Genomic DNA, 16,879 nt, shown 5'->3' on the forward strand with positions numbered 1-16,879 from the left:
TAAGTGATCTTCATGGACATATCCGGTCGGCAAAATTGATGAAGAAATGCAGTGACTCTATTGGGATTCCTAAAGAGTCGTGATATAGAGGGTTGAAAGAAGCTATGTCAGGCGTGCGCCTTTCAAACATCTCCCATGCTATTCAAACCTATGTCGAGACTAATTGCTTCTCTATTTCGAGAGTATGTCGGTCACGGAATCGGTCAAGACTTACATGAGGACCCATAAAATCCTCATTTCGGTCCAACTGATAAAGGTCCTCAGTTAAAGCCTGGTTCTACAAAATGGTGAATACTTGATGCAGAATTGTAAGACTTATGAGGATAATTGGACTGGAGTAATGTTGACGGAAAGATGTGCACCTTTAATAGGTTCACGCATAGAGAAGGGAGAATCACTTTAATGGCGAAAGATGATGTAATTGAAGTAGAAGGCACAGTACAAGAGACTTTGCCAAATGCAATGTTTAAGGTAGAATTAGAAAATGGTCATACTGTTTTAGCTCATGTATCCGGTAAAATTCGTATGCACTTTATTCGCATTTTGCCTGGAGATAAAGTTACGGTTGAGCTTTCCCCGTATGATCTAACTCGCGGCAGAATCACATACCGGTTCAAATAATCCGGTTACGCTCCGATCTGTATAAGGAGGTTAGATAGCAATGAAAGTCAGACCATCAGTCAAACCAATCTGCGAAAAGTGTAAAGTTATCCGCAGAAAAGGTAAAGTAATGGTTATTTGCGAAAACCCTAAACATAAACAAAAACAAGGCTAAATAGAAGGAGGTGCACTCAAGCATGGCACGTATTGCTGGAGTAGATATTCCCCGTGACAAACGTATTGTTATCTCATTAACATATATATATGGTATTGGAAAACAAACAGCGATCAAGATTCTTGCAGAAGCAGGCGTTTCTGAAGAAACTCGCGTTCGTGACTTAACGGAAGACGAATTGAACAAAATTCGTGATATCATTGACAAGCTTAAAGTAGAAGGCGACCTTCGTCGTGAAATCTCCCTAAACATCAAACGTTTAATGGAAATCGGTTCTTACCGTGGTTTACGTCACCGTCGTGGTCTTCCTGTTCGCGGTCAAAATACAAAAAACAATGCTCGTACGCGTAAAGGACCTCGTCGTACTGTAGCTAACAAGAAAAAATAATTAGTAAAGGAGGTTACTTTTCATGGCACGTAAAACTAATACACGTAAACGTCGTGTGAAAAAGAATATAGAAACTGGTATTGCACATATTCGTTCAACATTCAATAACACTATCGTTACGATCACTGACTCTCATGGTAATGCTATTTCTTGGTCAAGTGCTGGAGCTCTAGGATTCCGTGGATCTCGTAAATCCACTCCATTTGCTGCACAAATGGCTGCTGAAACAGCTGCTAAAACATCAATTGAACATGGTATGAAAACTCTTGAAGTTACAGTTAAAGGACCTGGTGCTGGACGTGAGGCTGCCATTCGTGCACTTCAAGCTGCTGGCCTAGAAGTAACTGCAATTAAAGATGTAACTCCAGTTCCACATAACGGATGCCGTCCACCAAAACGTCGCCGTGTTTAATTTTTCTGTATAGATTTTGTATTCCTGTCAATAATGGGATATAATACTGAGTTTGCGTTCTTACAGAGGATTAATTTTCAGTTGTTGCGCACAGCGGGAACGTATACATGGGGAATTTCGGTTTAAGTGACTTCGTTTACTTGCCGGGGTTTTGACGTTTTGAAGGAGGGTTTATTGATGATCGAAATAGAAAAACCAAAAATCGAAACGGTTGAAATCAACGACGATACCAAGTACGGTAAATTCGTCGTAGAGCCACTAGAGCGTGGGTATGGTACTACATTGGGTAACTCCTTACGTCGTATTCTTTTATCCTCACTCCCAGGTGCTGCTGTCACAGCTATACAAATTGATGGAGTGCTACATGAGTTCTCAACAATTGAAGGCGTCGTGGAAGATGTAACATCTATCATTCTTAATGTGAAAAAACTAGCTCTTAAGATTTACTCTGATGAAGAGAAGACGCTGGAAATTGACGTTCAGGGTGACGGAGTCATCACGGCTGCTGATATCACTCATGATAGTGATGTAGAAATTCTTAATCCGGATTTATATATTGCTACAATTGGTAAAAACGGTCATATGCGTATGCGTTTATCTGCACGTCGCGGCCGCGGCTACACTCCTGCTGTTCAAAACAAGAGAGAAGACCAGCCAATTGGTGTAATTCCAATCGATGCTCTTTACACTCCGGTTTCACGCGTATCTTTCCAAGTTGAAAATACACGTGTTGGACAGTTGTCTAACTTTGACAAGTTAACGTTTGATGTTTGGACTGATGGCAGTACTGGTCCGCAAGAAGCGGTAGCACTTGGAGCTAAGATTTTAACAGAGCATTTAAATATCTTTGTTGGTTTAACCGATGAAGCTCAAAATGCTGAAATCATGGTTGAAAAAGAAGAAGATCAAAAAGAAAAAGTTCTTGAGATGACGATCGAAGAATTAGACCTTTCTGTTCGTTCTTACAACTGCTTGAAACGTGCTGGAATCAATACCGTTCAAGAGCTAGCTCATAAAACGGAAGAAGATATGATGAAAGTACGTAATCTAGGTCGTAAATCACTTGAAGAAGTGAAAGCGAAACTAGAAGAATTAGGCTTAGGTCTTCGTAAAGACGACTGATAACATGGCGGAATCAATCCATTATGTTGTGAGCCTTGTTATTGACACACAATATAGAACTTCAACAAAGGAGGGAATCTCTAATGGGTTACAGAAAGTTAGGACGCACTAGCGCACAACGTAAAGCATTACTTCGTGATTTAGCTACGGATCTTATTATCCATGAGCGCATTGAAACTACTGAAGCACGTGCAAAAGAATTACGTTCTGTAGTAGATAAAATGATCACTCTTGGTAAACGTGGTGACTTGCATGCACGCCGTCAAGCTGCATCTTTCATCCGTAACGAAATCGCTGACGCTGAGAATGGCACAGATGCCCTTCAAAAACTATTCAGTGACGTGGCTCCACGTTATGAAGAACGTCAAGGTGGATACACTCGTATCATGAAAGTTGGTCCACGCCGCGGTGACGGTGCACCAGTCGTGGTTATTGAATTAGTTTAATAACAACGATGAAAAAGGGCGGGACAAATGAATATACTCACTTGTTCTATGCCCTTTTTCTTTTTTTTAATAGAAATTCTGTACTTTAGAAATTCGCATTGAGTGTTACGATGGCTGGCGGAACCTGTACATACGGGGAGCCTTCACGTCTAGCTCAAGCATCCCTTCCCGCTTTTGATAAGCGATTATAAGATATCCTGTTTTTCGTAACAGGTCCGCTGTTAGCTGCTCTTAATTTACCGAAAATTCTTTCGGTGGAAGGGGTGCAGCGTTTTTTTATATTTTCAGAAGGAAAAACTACTATATTTATATTGAGTGAGCAGAGCTTAGTTTAGGCGAGTGCAGTCGAGGATGAGGAGGGCCACATGGTGAAGAAGCTGGTTTCTTTAAATAATATTGTTTTTAAATATGAGGGTCAGTCTCGAAACGCCTTGGATGATGTTTCTTTTGATATTCATCAAGGGGAGTGGCTAGCGATTGTCGGACATAATGGTTCTGGCAAGTCGACATTAGCGAAGTTATTGAATGGCCTTCAGTTCGCTAACTCAGGTACCATTACGATTAATGATCAACTTTTGACAGAAGAATCCGTTTGGGATGTACGCCAGAAAATTGGCATGGTTTTTCAAAACCCAGATAATCAATTTGTAGGCACTACAGTTCAGGATGATGTGGCTTTTGGTTTAGAAAACGCCGGTGTTTCTCAGCAGGTTATGGTGGAGCGTGTTCATGGTGCGTTAAATAAGGTTAAGATGAATGCCTTTCTTAATCAAGAGCCGCACCATCTATCCGGCGGTCAAAAGCAAAGAGTGGCCATTGCAGGTGTAATAGCCTTGCAGCCAGACATAATCATCTTAGATGAAGCAACCTCCATGCTTGACCCAAGAGGCCGTGAAGAAGTGCTTGAAACAGTTAGGGAATTAAAACAGGAAAACGAGATCACTGTCATATCAATCACCCATGATCTTGAGGAAGCTGCGAAAGCTGATCGAATGATAGTCATGAACCAAGGTCGGTTATATCGTGAAGGTTCGCCTCAGGATATTTTTGAGTTAGAGGAAGAATTGATTGCTCTTGGTCTGGATATTCCCTTTTCAGTGAAACTAACCAAGGAGTTACAAAAAAATGGTGTTCGTGTAGTTGATGGGCATTTGACAGAGGAAGAGTTGGTGAAGGATTTATGCGAATTACACTCGATGATGTAGAATACCGCTATCAGGTGAATACTCCTTTTGAACATCTAGCCCTTCATGATGTCAATATTTCAATGGAGCCGGGAACCTATACCGCAATCATCGGGCATACAGGGTCCGGGAAATCCACGCTACTGCAGCATTTGAATGCTCTTTTAAAACCGACGAAGGGTCGGGTTTTCATTGGGGATCGGACGATTGAAGCAGGAAGAAAAGAAAAGGCTTTGCGGCCCATAAGACAAAAGGTCGGAATTGTTTTTCAGTTTCCGGAACATCAGTTATTTGATGAAACGGTTGAAAAGGATATATGTTTCGGTCCTATGAATTTTGGCGTTTCTGAAATCGATGCAAAGAAACTGGCCAGGAAAGCCATCGCGCAAGTCGGATTGAATGAGGAAGTTCTTGAAAAGTCTCCATTCGACTTATCCGGCGGACAGATGCGACGGGTGGCCATCGCTGGGGTACTTGCCATGGAGCCGGAAGTATTGGTGCTTGATGAGCCCACAGCGGGACTGGATCCGCGAGGACGCAAAGAAATCATGGATATGTTTTATGATCTGCATAAAGCAAGGGGCATTTCAACGATTCTGGTGACCCATAGCATGGAGGATGCAGCCAAGTACGCGGATGACATCATCATCATGCATAAGGGTACGGTGTTCAAAAAAGGAACCCCCCAGGAAATTTTCTCAGAGCCGGAACAATTAATGGAGCTAGGCCTGGATGTTCCTGATACGGTCCGCTTTCAGCTAAAGCTCCAGAAGGAACTTGGTGTTCGATTTGATCATCCATGTCTTAATATCGGTGATTTAGCGATAGAAATAGATAAAGCCATGAAACGGGGGAACCGCTGATGCTGGATAAAATGATTATCGGGCGTTATGTCCCTTCAAATTCATTGATGCACAAGATGGACCCAAGGGCTAAACTGCTCCTCGTGTTCCTGTTTGTTTGTGTTGTCTTTTTGGCGAATAATGTCGTTTCTTACGGTTTGCTTGCTGTATTCACCATCCTTTTGATCAGTCTTTCCAAAATACCGCTTCGCTATCTTTATAATGGGTTGAAGCCAATCTTTTTCTTGATCGTATTTACATTCCTTCTCCATATATTGTTTACGAAGGAAGGGGAATTGCTTTTTGAATACGGTTGGTTTGAAATCTATGAAGGCGGTTTGATTCAAGGTTTTTTCATATCCATTAGATTTACTTTACTAATCCTTGTTACGTCACTTTTAACTTTGACGACATCCCCGATATCCATTACAGATGGGATGGAAGAGCTGTTGGGACCTTTGAAAAAGTGGAAGATGCCTGTACATGAACTGGCATTGATGATGTCCATTGCCCTTCGATTCATCCCGACGCTAATGGAGGAAACGGAAAAAATCATGAAGGCCCAAACTGCAAGGGGCGTTGACTTTTCATCTGGCCCGATAAAGGACAGGGTTAAATCGATTGTACCGCTGCTTGTTCCTTTATTTGTCAGTTCGTTCAAACGGGCTGAGGAATTGGCAACTGCCATGGAATCAAGAGGATACCGTGGCGGGGAAGGCCGCACGAAATATCGCCAATTGAACTGGAAGACGAGTGATAGTCTTTTGATGGTCTCAATCGGTGTTCTAACGTTCATGTTATTTTTATTACGTTCATAATAAGGAAGAGAACTATGCCAAAATATAAATGTGTGATCGCTTATGACGGCACGGATTTTGCTGGTTATCAGGTGCAGCCTGAGAAGCGCACCATACAAAGTGAATTCGAGGCAGTCTTGGCCCAAATGCATAAAGGCACAATTATAAAAGTGACTGCTTCAGGCAGGACAGACTCAGGGGTCCATGCAAAGGGGCAGGTACTTCACTTTGAATCGCCCCTTACATTCCCTACGGAAAATTGGGTAAAGGCGTTCAGCGCCCTTCTTCCGACCGATATCATCGTTCTGGAAGTCGACATCGTGCCTGACGATTTTCATGCAAGGTTCCATACGACCGGGAAAGAGTACCGTTATATCATAGCCCGCTCGAAACTGCGGGATCCGTTCCAGCGAAATTACGCTTATCATTATCCCTATCCATTAGATGGGGAGGCGATGAGGGAAGCAATCTCCTACTTGATCGGGACACATGACTTTACAAGTTTTTGTTCGGCTAAAACGGAAGTGGTCGATAAAGTTCGAACGATACAAGAGATGGATTTTGAAGAGAGCGATGGTTTCATGGTTTTCCGCTTCGTTGGCGAAGGTTTTTTGTATAATATGGTGCGTATTTTGGTTGGGACGCTCCTGGAAGTCGGCAGCGGCAAGATGTCACCCCGTGATATGGGCGGGATTTTGGACAAGAAGGACCGCAGCTTTGCAGGGAAAACAGCACCAGCCCAAGGCCTATATTTATGGAAAGTATTTTACAAATAAAATTATTTTCGAAGTGATACCAGTTTTTTTACAACTGGAAAACGAGATGAACTTAGTAATGGAGCGGTTTGACGCACACTGACCTTTTCATGGAGTTGCAGAAAGTGTTTTATAGACAACTTATCCTAGTGTAACATTCCCTTGACAATGAATATGGGAGAAGTTAATATAATATGGTATGTATTTTAATCCCACGATAAGCCCCGGAAGTTTATTGTGATTGAAAATAAATATAAAAAATTAAAAAGTTTTTTAGGAGGTTAACCATGCGTACGACATTTATGGCGAAAGCTAATGAAGTAGAACGTAAATGGTATGTGATTGACGCTGAAGGCAAAACTTTGGGTCGCCTTTCTACTGAAGTAGCATCCATCTTACGTGGTAAACATAAACCAACTTTTACACCGAACATTGACACTGGTGATCATGTAATTCTAATCAATGTTGAAAAAATCCACTTGACTGGTAAAAAATTGACTGACAAAATTTATTACCGTCACACTATGCATCCAGGCGGTCTAAAAACTAGAACTGCTCTTGAAATGCGTACAAACTACCCTGAGAGAATGCTTGAACTTGCTATCAAAGGTATGCTTCCAAAGAATTCTCTTGGTCGTCAAATCTACAAAAAATTACACGTATACGCTGGAGCTGAGCACCCACACGCTGCTCAACAACCAGAAGTATACGAATTACGCGGATAATTACTAAGGAGGTTACTATCTTGGCACAAGTTCAATATTATGGTACTGGTCGCCGTAAGAGCTCAGTAGCTCGTGTACGTTTAGTACCAGGCGAAGGTCGCATCGTTATTAACGGTCGTGACATCAATGAATATATTCCTTTTGCAGCATTACGTGAAGTTGTTAACCAACCACTAGTTGCAACAGAAACTACTGGAAATTACGACATTCTAGTAAACGTTAGCGGTGGTGGATATACTGGTCAAGCTGGAGCAATCCGTCACGGTATCGCTCGTGCATTGCTACAAGTTGATCCAGAATACCGTCCATCTCTTAAAACTGCTGGTTTACTAACTCGTGACCCACGTATGAAAGAACGTAAAAAATACGGTCTTAAAGGCGCACGTCGTGCACCTCAGTTCTCAAAACGTTAATCCTATTACCGTTTCGAAAGGCTCTCAACCATATTGGTTGGGGGTCTTTTTTTTGACCGGAAATATTAATAAAGCATATCCGTGATCTCCCGGATATGCTTTATTTTAAATACTTCAGTTAACAATCTTAGTTTTGAGATTCATCTTCACTTTTTTTGTTTGCGGCCTTTTTCGGCATGAAGCATGCTATTATTAACGCCACAAAAGATAAGGCTAGCATGAAAACATAGGCATCACTTGAGCCAAGGATGGAAGCTAATGCCTCTAGTTGTATAGCTGTAATGTTTTCATTTTCCATTGATAGCTCAGAGGCATGTGATGTTGCCTGCATAGTATATACTGTGATGATAACTGCTGTTCCGATGGCACCTGACAATTGGCGAATGGTATTATTTACAGCTGAACCATGGGAACCCAATTCTCTTGGTAAAGCATTCAACCCTGCTGTATTTAATGGCATGGTAATGAAGCTCAAACCAATTCGTAATATTATGGTACGAATCATGATATAGATATACGTCGTTGATTCGCTTATATCTATGACTCCCCACATCGAAACAATGATGAATACCAAACCTGTAATAAAGAGTGGTTTAGCACCGTATTTATCAAACATTTTACCTGTGACAGGGGATAAGAAGGCATTGATCACAGCTCCGGGTAATAGCAGTAAACCTGCTTCAAATGCTGTAAAACCTCGTCCATTTTGCAAGTAGATTGGTAAAAGGATTAAATCCGCATACATGATCATCGTAATTAGTACATTGATGAAGGATGTAAGCGTGAAAACTTTATACTAGAATACAGTTAAATTTAATAGTGGATCGCTCGATTTCATTTGTCGTATACAGAATAGAGTCGACACGATCATTCCGACGATTATTGCAGTGATGACAACCGGATCATCCCATCCCTTGCTTCCTGCGCTACTAAATCCAAATAATATACAGCCGAAACCAATCGTTGATAAAATGACACTTGTGATATCCAATTTTGCTTTTGTTGTCTCTGCAACATTCATTAAATATTTGAACGCTAGAACGAGGACGATTAGTAAGAATGGGATTAACCCAATGAATAGCCATCTCCATGAAACATATTCCATGATAAAACCAGATAAGGTCGGGGCTATGGCCGGGGCAAAAATTATCGCAAAGCCGATTGTCCCCATGATGCTTCCGCGCTTTTCGCTAGGATATAAATATAAAACAACCGTCATCATTAGAGGTATAATAATCCCGGCACCGATTGCTTGAATCATTCTGCCCGTTAACAGCACGCCAAAATTCCCCGCACACGCGCAAAGTACAGAACCGATGAACAAAAAGAACATCGAGCTAATAAAAAGCTGCCTTGTTGTAAACCGTTGCATTAAAAAGGCAGTGATTGGCACTAAAACACCGTTCACTAGCATAAACCCTGTAGATAACCATTGTACAGTTGCAGCCGTTACATCAAATACTTCCATTAATCCACTCAATGCAACATTTAATAAAGTCTGATTTAATGTTGATAAAAAACAGCCGGCAATCAGTACAATTACTAAAATTTTTTTATTTCTTTCAGTAATGTCCATCGTAAACCCCTTCATTTTTGACTTGCATTCTCAACACCGTGTCGATAAAATCGATGGTAACAAAAATATATGTTACTTACCATGAACAGTTTTCTTGAAAATGTTCACTAATCGACATAGAAATATATGCTGTTGAGAAAGTTAAAGAAAATCTATAAAGGAGATTAAAATGTCCATACCTAAAAAAGAAGATCCTCGTACAATTCGCTCAAGGGAAATGTTTAAAGACGCTGTCATTGCTCTCTTATGCGAGGACCCCATTATTTCGAATTTAACGGTCCGGGAAATCGCAGCCAAAGCAGGGCTGAATCGGACAACATTTTACCTGCATTATCAGGATATTCAAGATTTATTAACGCAAATCACCGATGAGATTCTAAATGAGCTATCTGAGAAAATTTTTGCTTTAATACATGCAAAAGACTTATCGGGAAAACAACAGCTAACACAATTGCTTGATTATTTATATATTCATCGAAATTATTTACTTATTTTATTTAAAACGAATCAGTTTGAAGAACAATTGTTTTCATTATTAAAGCAATTAGTAGAAATAAGAAGGAAGAATACCAAGAAGGATTTACCTGCTGATTATGTTGATATTGACATTAAAACGGCCTCATTGGTAGGCATTATAATATGGTGGTTAAGAAAGGGGCTTCATTTTAGTTCGGATTATATTGCCAATCAAATTTATTTAATGTACAGAGTGCAATGATTCTTAATCCGTTAGAATGAATTTGAATTTCATTAAGTCCTTTTAATGACCGGGTATAATATGACCACATCACGCTCCATGAACCCTTCTGCGTCATGATATAAATCCTTCCCAGCCTCCAGCCACAAAGCGATTTAACGCCGTGGGGAGGGTGCTTCGGATGTTGGGGATGGTAGGTCCCATTTGTTTACACATGAGTTTATTTGTGGAGTACAGAATTGTTTGTAAAATCGATATTTATTAAGTCTCTGTTTAGGAGTATGATAATACTTAAAAAAAAGAAAGAGGACTTCATATGAATTCAACATACTCACCGATTGAAACAACTAAAACAAAAGCCTTGGTCATCAATGCACTATTCATTGCGATAACCCTTGTAGCGACAATGTTCATCAACATCAAGCTCCCAATAATGGGTAATGGCGGCCTGGTCCATTTGGGGAACGTTCCCCTTTTTATAGCAGCCTTGGTATATGGCAAAAAAACAGGGGCGATAGCAGGCGCCTTCGGTATGGCCTTCTTCGATTTATTCTCTGGTTGGGCAGCATGGGCACCGTTTACATTCGTCATCGTCGGAGCAATGGGCTTTCTAGCCGGCCTTATATCTGAAAAGGTACCGGGCAAAAGAGAACTTGTATACACTTTGGCCGTTTCCGTTGCATTGATCATAAAAATCGTGGGCTATTATTTTACTGAAGTTATCCTTTACGGTAACTGGATCCAGCCATTCGGCTCCATCCCCGGAAACGTAATGCAGGTCGTAATAGCCGGAATAATCGTCGTGCCTCTAGCTGGCCGATTAAAGAAGAGGGCTGGACAGATATAAAGTGAAACGAATATAGGAAGCCATTCCAACTTTGTGTTGCACCAGCGACTGGATATTGTACTGTGCTTTATGAACCTCTGGCAGTTCATCCTGCTAAGTAGGTATGTATTTAAATAAATTCGCTATTATAAAATGTAATATCATGTTAGAAAAGGACATCCGTTTACCACGGATGTCCTTTTTATCGATAGATCACAAAGCTTGCTTGAATTTAAGGAAGAACTCGACATGAATAATCAGGTGTGATCAATGTAAGGCATGCGCAGTGAGCTGCCCAAGTCGCAAGGTCCGCCTCGGGTAGCATCCTAAATTAACGGGTTACGGGTGATAGTATCAATTTTTTCTGCGAGTAAATATCATCCGAAATGTTTGGGCTGTCCTTTTAAGCTTCTTATGGAAGATAGCATATGAAGGCATTTCAATTACCTGTTGAGCCTATCCTCATTATTTTTTGCCAATGGAATAAATGAATGGTTCAAAATAGAACGCTAAAACTAAATTATGTCTTGGGAAATAATTTTGGGAAATGGGGAATTGCCCCGGAGGTGAATTATGGCTGTGATATTAGGTTTACAGGAGATGCAAAGGGAAAGGCAATTGAAGTTCGAACGCAGGTTGCTCAGGGAACTTTCTATCGAGGATATGAAGGGGAGGATTCAGCGTTACTTTGGACAGGATTTGATGGATGTTTTGGAGGAAGGCTACTTCGATGTTGCCATCGAAGCTTATTTATTAGGAGCGAACTATAGTAAGTTTGGCTATTATGGGGAGTCGGAAGATGATGTACGGTCCAGGTGCTGGAAGGAAGAGAAGTTTTTGGTCGATACTCTTTTTAACTTTATTTTGTATTGGCGGGAAGTTACAGCGAATAACGCTTTCGATGAAGGATTGTTTTATTGTTGTGAAGGATTTGTAGGGGATTGGTGGTTGGACGGTTTTAAGACTGGAGAGAAACGATATAAAATGAAACTGCATTAAGAAGGCAAAATCCCATTCCTTGTTCTAATTCCATGGTTTGTCCCATACTTTTTAGTATAGAGATCATGGAAGGGGAACGGTCATGCGCAGAAAGCTGAAATATACAGGAATCGCAATGGGATTGTTTGTCCTTTTTTTAATTGTGACTTTTAAATTCGTAGAAGATGATTCTTGGGACTCCTGGAACCTTCCGTTGGCAGGGAAGGTCATCATTCTGGATGCAGGTCACGGGGGAATGGACGGCGGAGCAAATGTACAAGAGATAATGGAAAAGGAAATTGCCCTTTCCGTTTCATTAAAGGTCAGGGACTATTTGCAGGAACAAGGTGCACTTGTCATCATGACCCGTGAGAAGGATGAGGATCTGGCACAGGGTAATACAAAGGGGATCCGCCAGCGAAAACAGGAGGACTTACGGAATCGGGTAAAAATGATCAATGATTCGGAAGCGGACTTATTCTTAAGCATTCATCTGAACTCTTTTCCATCGGCGTCATCGAAAGGTGCCCAAACCTTTTATACAAGCAGGTTTGAGGAAAATGAACAGGTGGCTAAATTCATTCAGACTGAAATCATCAGAAACCTGGAAAATACAAAGCGTGATGCAAGAACGATCAATCATGTGTATTTGATGAATTATGCTAAGAAACCAGGAGCGCTTGTGGAAATTGGCTTTCTTTCCAATTCTGAGGAAAGGGAACGCCTTATCAGCGATAAATACCAGGAAAAGATTGCCAGTTCAATTTATATGGGGATTTTACGGTACTTCACAGAAGAAAAACTATCGGATGACGAGTGATGTCGGGGTCTTGTAAGGTACAAGGCCTTTTTATCATGGGGAAATAATCTGGCCCAGCATACAAGGCAGATAATAAGTTTTCTTTCGGTAATATGTTATACTGAAAAATGGGAAAATAAAATTCAAAGGGGTGCTCGACTTGTTAACAGAAGAGAAAGTACTGAATTTATTAAAGGATCTTAAAGACCCTTTTCTACATAAAAACCTTGAAGAGACAAATGGAATTATAGAAATCAAAATAAAACCTGAAAAGAATCATGTAAGCGTTAAACTTGCGATTGCGAAAACGGGGACTGCCGAGCAAATGCAAATGCAATCCGAAGTCGTGGACTTGCTGAAAACGAACGGAGCAGAATCGGTAGGCATCCGCTTCACGGAACTTTCAGAAGAGGAATTAGCCAAGCATCGTGAAAGCATTCCCCAGGGTGAGGCGGACCAAGGTTTGCTTGGACCTAACAGTAAGACTCAATTCATCGCGATCGCCAGTGGTAAAGGCGGAGTGGGAAAATCTACGATCTCAGTGAATTTTGCCACTTCACTTGCTCGTCTAGGCAAAAAGGTCGGACTGGTTGATGCCGATATTTACGGATTCAGCGTACCTGATATGATGGGGATAACAAAACGACCGGTTGTTCGCGGGGAAAAAATCATTCCTGTAGAACGGTTTGGCGTTCAAGTTATCTCAATGGGCTTTTTTGTAGAGGATAACGCGCCGATCATCTGGAGAGGGCCGATGCTGGGTAAAATGCTTAACAGTTTCTTTAATGAAGTGGAATGGGGAGATTTGGACTATTTGGTCCTTGACTTACCGCCGGGTACAGGCGATGTTGCATTGGACGTGCATACGATGCTCCCTTCATGTAAAGAAATCATTGTTACGACACCGCATCCGACTGCAGCCTTCGTTGCTGCAAGAGCTGGTGCCATGGCCATCAAGACAGAACACGAAGTCATTGGTGTCATAGAGAATATGTCATTTTTCGAAAGTAAAACGACCGGTGAAAAGGAATATGTATTCGGAAAAGGCGGCGGAAAGAAGCTTGCAGAAGAGCTTCGTACAGAAGTTTTAGGTCAACTTCCCCTGCAACAGCCAGATTGGAACGAAGAGGACTTTGCTCCATCCATTTACGCAGCGGACCATAGGCTTGGCAGGATTTACGAAGATATTGCTAAAAAGGTCATTGAAAAACTGCAATAAAAAGAAGGCTGATTCCAATTGGGAATCAGCCTTTTTTCATTCTTTTTACTTTTTCTCCTTCTCGGCCGCCTTTGTGGCTGCTTTATCCAATTTCTCTTGCATTTTCGCTTGGACGAGAGGACTTTCCATGGTCTCGATGATCAGCTCTTTATAGACCGATCGCATTTCCTTGGTTTTTAATAATTTATTCATTTCTTTTTCCATATCCGGTTCTTTCATTATATCCATGAGCATTCCACGATACTGAGGATCAGCAGTTAAGTCCTTCAATACCTTTTTATGTTCGTCTTCTAATGCTTTAGCATAAGCGGAAGCAAATTCAGGATCATTGAATGTCTTTTTCCAAAATTCCTTCCCTTTATCTGAAGTGACCATATCTTCAATGGATTTCTTAATGGCATCCGAATCCATAATGAGTTCAGCTTTCGTTTTATCATCAGTAATGATTTCCTGGATGGCCTTTTTTCCATCATCTGTCTTCAAGATATCGACGACCATTTTCTTTGTCTCTTCGTACTCCATTTTTTCTCCGCCTGCCCCATTTTGAGCACAACCGGAACAAACGAGTAAGAATGACGTGAAAAGCAAAGCAACTCCCACTCTCATACGCAGGGCCCCTTTCATCCTTCTTACTGTTAATATGGTTCCAATCGGCGATATTATTCCTTGGTGGAATAAGTGGATTTTTCCAAATTTGGTTGGTACAATTAAGGATATGAAATAGAAATGTATGGAGGAAAACAATGAACAGCCGTAATTTAGTTAAATTGTTTTTAACAACATTGCTTATAGGTGGCGTAACTGGCGGAGTTGTAGGGTTCTTGGCTCGATGGAGTGAGTTTAAGCCTTATTTTTCTTCTTTTGAAGTCAGTGCCATCCTATCAACTTTTATTTGGTTATTCGGTGTTGGATTAATTTTCAGTGTCATAAGCCAAGCCGGCTTTTTTGCCTATTTAACAATACATCGTTTTGGTCTGGGGATATTTAAAAGCGCTTCCTTATGGAATGCCGTTCAACTTGTACTCATTCTTTTTGTTGTATTCGATCTTGTTTACCTGCGATATCTTAGCTTTGGTTCAGGCGAGGGAATCAGTTCGTATATCGTGTTAGCATTGGTTGTATTGGCCGCAGGGCTTATTACAGCTTATTTCAAAATGAAACAAACGAATAAACAGTCCTTCATACCGGCCTTGTTTTTCATGGTCGTGGTCACGGTATTGGAGTGGGTCCCTGTCCTGAAAACCAATGATGAAGGCTGGCTTTACTTCATGCTGTTTCCATTGCTAGTCTGCAATGCTTATCAATTATTGGTCCTTGGTAAATTGATTGAAATTTCACAAAAGGAATTGGCCGATAGAAGAGAGCGTAAGCAAACTCCAGCAAAGGGAAAGATGAAAGCCGGTCAATTAGGTAAAGGCAGCTAACCAATATGTAGGCCGGACCTTACATAAAGAAGTCAAAACAGAAAAACTGAGTACTAAAGGTTCAGGGAGACCATTAGTACTCAGTTTTTTAAGTTAGCGGACTTCCTCACTGCTTGCCGAGGAATTGGAAATCATCTCTGAAACGTTAACGAAGTTTAAATTTTTTGATCGAAGTTCACTTAATAACTCCGGTAATGCTTTATTCGTTTGTTTTGCTGAGTCTGAAGCATGTAATAAAATGATATCACCTTTTTGGGCCTTGGTGATGTTCTGTATGATCCGATCCACACCTGGATTGGTCCAATCCTTCGAATCGATGCTCCAATGGACAACGGTATATCCGAATTTCTCACTGATCTTCAAGAGTCGTTTATCAAAGTGGCCGGTGGGAGCGCGTAAAAGTTCTATATTCTTTACATTAAGTTTTTTAAATGCTTCCTGGGCTTTAGAAATATCCCGGATGATTTCTTGATCTTCCATTTCGGTATAATCCTTATAATCGTAACCAAGCATGCCGATTTCATATCCTTCTTTCACAATTTCAGCTACTATGTCAGGGTGGCGTTCTGCCCAGGATCCCGAAAGGAAAAAAGTGGCCGATTTAATCTTTTCTCTTTTTAATGTCTCTATTATCGGAGCGGCTTTCTCATCACCCCAGCCAATATTGAACGTGATCGCAACATTCTTTTCACCTTTATAAACCGCTTTCGGCCCATCCTCCGTTGAAAAAACGGGGGCATGAAGAATGTTTTGTACAAAAAGAAACCAAGCGGTAAAAAGTGCGGTAAGCAAAATTAACGAATAATACTTGATGTTCTTGGCTTGAAGCACCATGAAAAATTTCATTAATCCATCCCCTTGTCCAAAGTACTCTTGTCTTCAAATTTATGCGCGAGGATTATTGTTATGCAAAAAAACGGGTCGAAAATTCATAAATTTGATGGGAATGGGGAAAGATGTCTGATGGAGGTGTGAACCATGCTCGGTTTATTGATCAATGACAAAGAAAAAATGGAATTGGAGTACCTTTTAAAAAGAGAGATGGATGAAATACTATTCGATTTGCAGGATGACAGAATCGATCACATAGTCAAAAGGGCAATAAACGAGAAATATAACATCCTTTTCAGGCTGTTTAAAAGGGTGAGCACCGAGGAGGAAATCCTAATGTATATGAAGGGGAAATCGAATTTATCCAAGTGGAATCAGTCATGAAATTTAAAAGTGAATTAAATTCAAAAAACCTATTGACTATTGATTTATACGCTGGTATATTATAAAAGTTGCTGCAACGTCAAAGCATTTGAAAAAGAATGATAAAAACTTTTTTTAAAAAAGTTATTGACGAAGTGGTAATAAGATGTTAAGATATTAAAGTCGCTAAGAGAGACGGCGAACAAATTGCTCTTTGAAAACTGAACAAAACAAAGCGCCAACGTTAAATTTTAAGTGAGCACACACTAAAAAAGCAAATGAGCAAGTCAAACATTTCTTCGGAGAG

At 40.7% G+C, this 16,879-nt stretch carries 21 protein-coding genes and 2 pseudogenes; 20 read left to right on the plus strand and 3 right to left on the minus strand.

The genetic code is table 11. From position 1 onward, the window contains the following. Window positions 1-7: 7 nt before the first annotated feature. The 13 genes and pseudogenes from AC2YHV_RS25670 to rpsI all read left to right on the plus strand — a co-directional run. Window positions 8-225: pseudogene (locus tag AC2YHV_RS25670) on the plus strand (M24 family metallopeptidase); the annotation flags it as partial. Between the two features lie 177 nt (window positions 226-402). After that, entirely contained in the window at window positions 403-621 is a 219-nt protein-coding gene (infA, locus tag AC2YHV_RS25675) for a translation initiation factor IF-1 (protein ID WP_028390440.1), read from the plus strand. A 40-nt stretch (window positions 622-661) separates the two neighbouring features. Continuing rightward, the gene (gene rpmJ / locus AC2YHV_RS25680) at window positions 662-775 is read left to right on the plus strand and encodes a 50S ribosomal protein L36 (RefSeq protein WP_003156543.1); all 114 of its coding nucleotides are present in this window, start codon (window positions 662-664) and stop codon (window positions 773-775) included. 22 nt (window positions 776-797) lie between these two features. Further along, window positions 798-1,163: a 30S ribosomal protein S13 gene (gene rpsM, locus AC2YHV_RS25685; RefSeq protein ID WP_034304978.1), complete on the plus strand. Its 366-nt coding sequence runs from the start codon at window positions 798-800 to the stop codon at window positions 1,161-1,163. 22 nt (window positions 1,164-1,185) lie between these two features. Then, the gene (rpsK, locus tag AC2YHV_RS25690) at window positions 1,186-1,575 is read left to right on the plus strand and encodes a 30S ribosomal protein S11 (protein ID WP_028390438.1); all 390 of its coding nucleotides are present in this window, start codon (window positions 1,186-1,188) and stop codon (window positions 1,573-1,575) included. Between the two features lie 177 nt (window positions 1,576-1,752). After that, window positions 1,753-2,697, plus strand: coding sequence for a DNA-directed RNA polymerase subunit alpha (locus AC2YHV_RS25695; RefSeq protein WP_034304976.1), 945 nt, complete (start codon window positions 1,753-1,755; stop codon window positions 2,695-2,697). An 83-nt stretch (window positions 2,698-2,780) separates the two neighbouring features. After that, entirely contained in the window at window positions 2,781-3,143 is a 363-nt protein-coding gene (gene rplQ, locus AC2YHV_RS25700) for a 50S ribosomal protein L17 (RefSeq protein WP_034304973.1), read from the plus strand. 365 nt (window positions 3,144-3,508) lie between these two features. Further along, on the plus strand, window positions 3,509-4,348 hold the full coding sequence (locus AC2YHV_RS25705) for an energy-coupling factor ABC transporter ATP-binding protein (RefSeq protein ID WP_034304970.1): 840 nt from the start codon (window positions 3,509-3,511) through the stop codon (window positions 4,346-4,348). Further along, window positions 4,324-5,190, plus strand: a complete 867-nt coding sequence (locus AC2YHV_RS25710) for an energy-coupling factor ABC transporter ATP-binding protein (protein WP_053537046.1) — start codon at window positions 4,324-4,326, stop codon at window positions 5,188-5,190. Before AC2YHV_RS25705 ends, AC2YHV_RS25710 begins: the two co-directional genes overlap by 25 nt. Beyond that, window positions 5,190-5,987, plus strand: a complete 798-nt coding sequence (locus AC2YHV_RS25715; RefSeq protein ID WP_487374438.1) for an energy-coupling factor transporter transmembrane component T family protein — start codon at window positions 5,190-5,192, stop codon at window positions 5,985-5,987. The genes AC2YHV_RS25710 and AC2YHV_RS25715 overlap by 1 nt, the downstream gene beginning before the upstream one ends. Before the next feature lie 14 nt (window positions 5,988-6,001). Continuing rightward, on the plus strand, window positions 6,002-6,742 hold the full coding sequence (gene truA, locus AC2YHV_RS25720; protein WP_487374439.1) for a tRNA pseudouridine(38-40) synthase TruA: 741 nt from the start codon (window positions 6,002-6,004) through the stop codon (window positions 6,740-6,742). Between the two features lie 266 nt (window positions 6,743-7,008). Continuing rightward, a complete protein-coding gene (gene rplM, locus AC2YHV_RS25725) occupies window positions 7,009-7,446 on the plus strand; it encodes a 50S ribosomal protein L13 (protein WP_034304960.1) in 438 nt (145 codons plus the stop codon). A gap of 20 nt (window positions 7,447-7,466) precedes the next feature. Next, window positions 7,467-7,859 carry a 30S ribosomal protein S9 gene (gene rpsI / locus AC2YHV_RS25730; protein WP_057915234.1) on the plus strand — a complete coding sequence of 131 codons (393 nt, stop codon included), beginning with the start codon at window positions 7,467-7,469 and terminating at the stop codon, window positions 7,857-7,859. Between the two features lie 127 nt (window positions 7,860-7,986). Here rpsI and AC2YHV_RS25735 read toward each other — a convergent pair. After that, window positions 7,987-9,435, minus strand: a pseudogene (locus AC2YHV_RS25735) (DHA2 family efflux MFS transporter permease subunit). Window positions 9,436-9,604: 169 nt separating this feature from the next. Here AC2YHV_RS25735 and AC2YHV_RS25740 point away from each other — a divergent pair. The 5 genes from AC2YHV_RS25740 (at window position 9,605) to AC2YHV_RS25760 (ending at window position 13,954) form a co-directional block, all read left to right on the plus strand. Further along, complete coding sequence (locus AC2YHV_RS25740; protein ID WP_487374440.1) at window positions 9,605-10,153, plus strand: TetR/AcrR family transcriptional regulator; 549 nt, start codon at window positions 9,605-9,607, stop codon at window positions 10,151-10,153. A gap of 295 nt (window positions 10,154-10,448) precedes the next feature. Then, a complete protein-coding gene (locus AC2YHV_RS25745; protein WP_487374441.1) occupies window positions 10,449-10,979 on the plus strand; it encodes an ECF transporter S component in 531 nt (176 codons plus the stop codon). Between the two features lie 552 nt (window positions 10,980-11,531). Then, on the plus strand, window positions 11,532-11,957 hold the full coding sequence (locus AC2YHV_RS25750) for a DUF2521 family protein (RefSeq protein WP_034304952.1): 426 nt from the start codon (window positions 11,532-11,534) through the stop codon (window positions 11,955-11,957). A gap of 82 nt (window positions 11,958-12,039) precedes the next feature. After that, window positions 12,040-12,756: an N-acetylmuramoyl-L-alanine amidase CwlD gene (gene cwlD / locus AC2YHV_RS25755; RefSeq protein WP_034304950.1), complete on the plus strand. Its 717-nt coding sequence runs from the start codon at window positions 12,040-12,042 to the stop codon at window positions 12,754-12,756. 139 nt (window positions 12,757-12,895) lie between these two features. Beyond that, a complete protein-coding gene (locus AC2YHV_RS25760) occupies window positions 12,896-13,954 on the plus strand; it encodes an Mrp/NBP35 family ATP-binding protein (protein WP_034304949.1) in 1,059 nt (352 codons plus the stop codon). A 45-nt stretch (window positions 13,955-13,999) separates the two neighbouring features. On the opposite strand, the gene gerD is transcribed toward AC2YHV_RS25760, so the two are convergent. Next, the gene (gene gerD, locus AC2YHV_RS25765) at window positions 14,000-14,560 is read right to left on the minus strand and encodes a spore germination lipoprotein GerD (RefSeq protein WP_487374442.1); all 561 of its coding nucleotides are present in this window, start codon (window positions 14,558-14,560) and stop codon (window positions 14,000-14,002) included. 137 nt (window positions 14,561-14,697) lie between these two features. On the opposite strand from gerD, the gene AC2YHV_RS25770 reads away from it, so the two are divergent. Continuing rightward, window positions 14,698-15,378, plus strand: coding sequence for a KinB-signaling pathway activation protein (locus AC2YHV_RS25770; RefSeq protein ID WP_048677929.1), 681 nt, complete (start codon window positions 14,698-14,700; stop codon window positions 15,376-15,378). Between the two features lie 93 nt (window positions 15,379-15,471). On the opposite strand, the gene pdaB is transcribed toward AC2YHV_RS25770, so the two are convergent. Then, on the minus strand, window positions 15,472-16,224 hold the full coding sequence (gene pdaB, locus AC2YHV_RS25775) for a polysaccharide deacetylase family sporulation protein PdaB (protein ID WP_034304945.1): 753 nt from the start codon (window positions 16,222-16,224) through the stop codon (window positions 15,472-15,474). Window positions 16,225-16,356: 132 nt separating this feature from the next. Here pdaB and AC2YHV_RS25780 point away from each other — a divergent pair, with 132 nt between their 5' ends. Next, window positions 16,357-16,593 (plus strand): hypothetical protein, encoded by a 237-nt coding sequence (locus tag AC2YHV_RS25780; RefSeq protein ID WP_048677931.1) that lies wholly within the window; start codon window positions 16,357-16,359, stop codon window positions 16,591-16,593. Window positions 16,594-16,879 lie beyond the last annotated feature (286 nt).

This window comes from Peribacillus sp. SRI_006 (assembly GCF_057586375.1).

Excerpts from the sequence above, each read along its gene's own strand:
- rpsK (WP_028390438.1), top strand. The coding sequence starts at position 1,186 with ATGGCACGTAAAACTAATACACGTAAACGTCGTGTGAAAAAGAATATA.
- AC2YHV_RS25780 (WP_048677931.1), top strand. The coding sequence starts at position 16,357 with ATGCTCGGTTTATTGATCAATGACAAAGAAAAAATGGAATTGGAGTAC.
- rpmJ (WP_003156543.1), top strand. The coding sequence starts at position 662 with ATGAAAGTCAGACCATCAGTCAAACCAATCTGCGAAAAGTGTAAAGTT.
- AC2YHV_RS25745 (WP_487374441.1), top strand. The coding sequence starts at position 10,449 with ATGAATTCAACATACTCACCGATTGAAACAACTAAAACAAAAGCCTTG.
- AC2YHV_RS25695 (WP_034304976.1), top strand. The coding sequence starts at position 1,753 with ATGATCGAAATAGAAAAACCAAAAATCGAAACGGTTGAAATCAACGAC.
- rplM (WP_034304960.1), top strand. The coding sequence starts at position 7,009 with ATGCGTACGACATTTATGGCGAAAGCTAATGAAGTAGAACGTAAATGG.
- infA (WP_028390440.1), top strand. The coding sequence starts at position 403 with ATGGCGAAAGATGATGTAATTGAAGTAGAAGGCACAGTACAAGAGACT.
- AC2YHV_RS25750 (WP_034304952.1), top strand. The coding sequence starts at position 11,532 with ATGGCTGTGATATTAGGTTTACAGGAGATGCAAAGGGAAAGGCAATTG.
- AC2YHV_RS25710 (WP_053537046.1), top strand. The coding sequence starts at position 4,324 with ATGCGAATTACACTCGATGATGTAGAATACCGCTATCAGGTGAATACT.
- truA (WP_487374439.1), top strand. The coding sequence starts at position 6,002 with ATGCCAAAATATAAATGTGTGATCGCTTATGACGGCACGGATTTTGCT.
- AC2YHV_RS25705 (WP_034304970.1), top strand. The coding sequence starts at position 3,509 with ATGGTGAAGAAGCTGGTTTCTTTAAATAATATTGTTTTTAAATATGAG.
- AC2YHV_RS25740 (WP_487374440.1), top strand. The coding sequence starts at position 9,605 with ATGTCCATACCTAAAAAAGAAGATCCTCGTACAATTCGCTCAAGGGAA.
- AC2YHV_RS25715 (WP_487374438.1), top strand. The coding sequence starts at position 5,190 with ATGCTGGATAAAATGATTATCGGGCGTTATGTCCCTTCAAATTCATTG.
- rplQ (WP_034304973.1), top strand. The coding sequence starts at position 2,781 with ATGGGTTACAGAAAGTTAGGACGCACTAGCGCACAACGTAAAGCATTA.
- rpsM (WP_034304978.1), top strand. The coding sequence starts at position 798 with ATGGCACGTATTGCTGGAGTAGATATTCCCCGTGACAAACGTATTGTT.
- AC2YHV_RS25770 (WP_048677929.1), top strand. The coding sequence starts at position 14,698 with ATGAACAGCCGTAATTTAGTTAAATTGTTTTTAACAACATTGCTTATA.
- gerD (WP_487374442.1), bottom strand. The coding sequence starts at position 14,560 with ATGAGAGTGGGAGTTGCTTTGCTTTTCACGTCATTCTTACTCGTTTGT.
- cwlD (WP_034304950.1), top strand. The coding sequence starts at position 12,040 with ATGCGCAGAAAGCTGAAATATACAGGAATCGCAATGGGATTGTTTGTC.
- pdaB (WP_034304945.1), bottom strand. The coding sequence starts at position 16,224 with ATGAAATTTTTCATGGTGCTTCAAGCCAAGAACATCAAGTATTATTCG.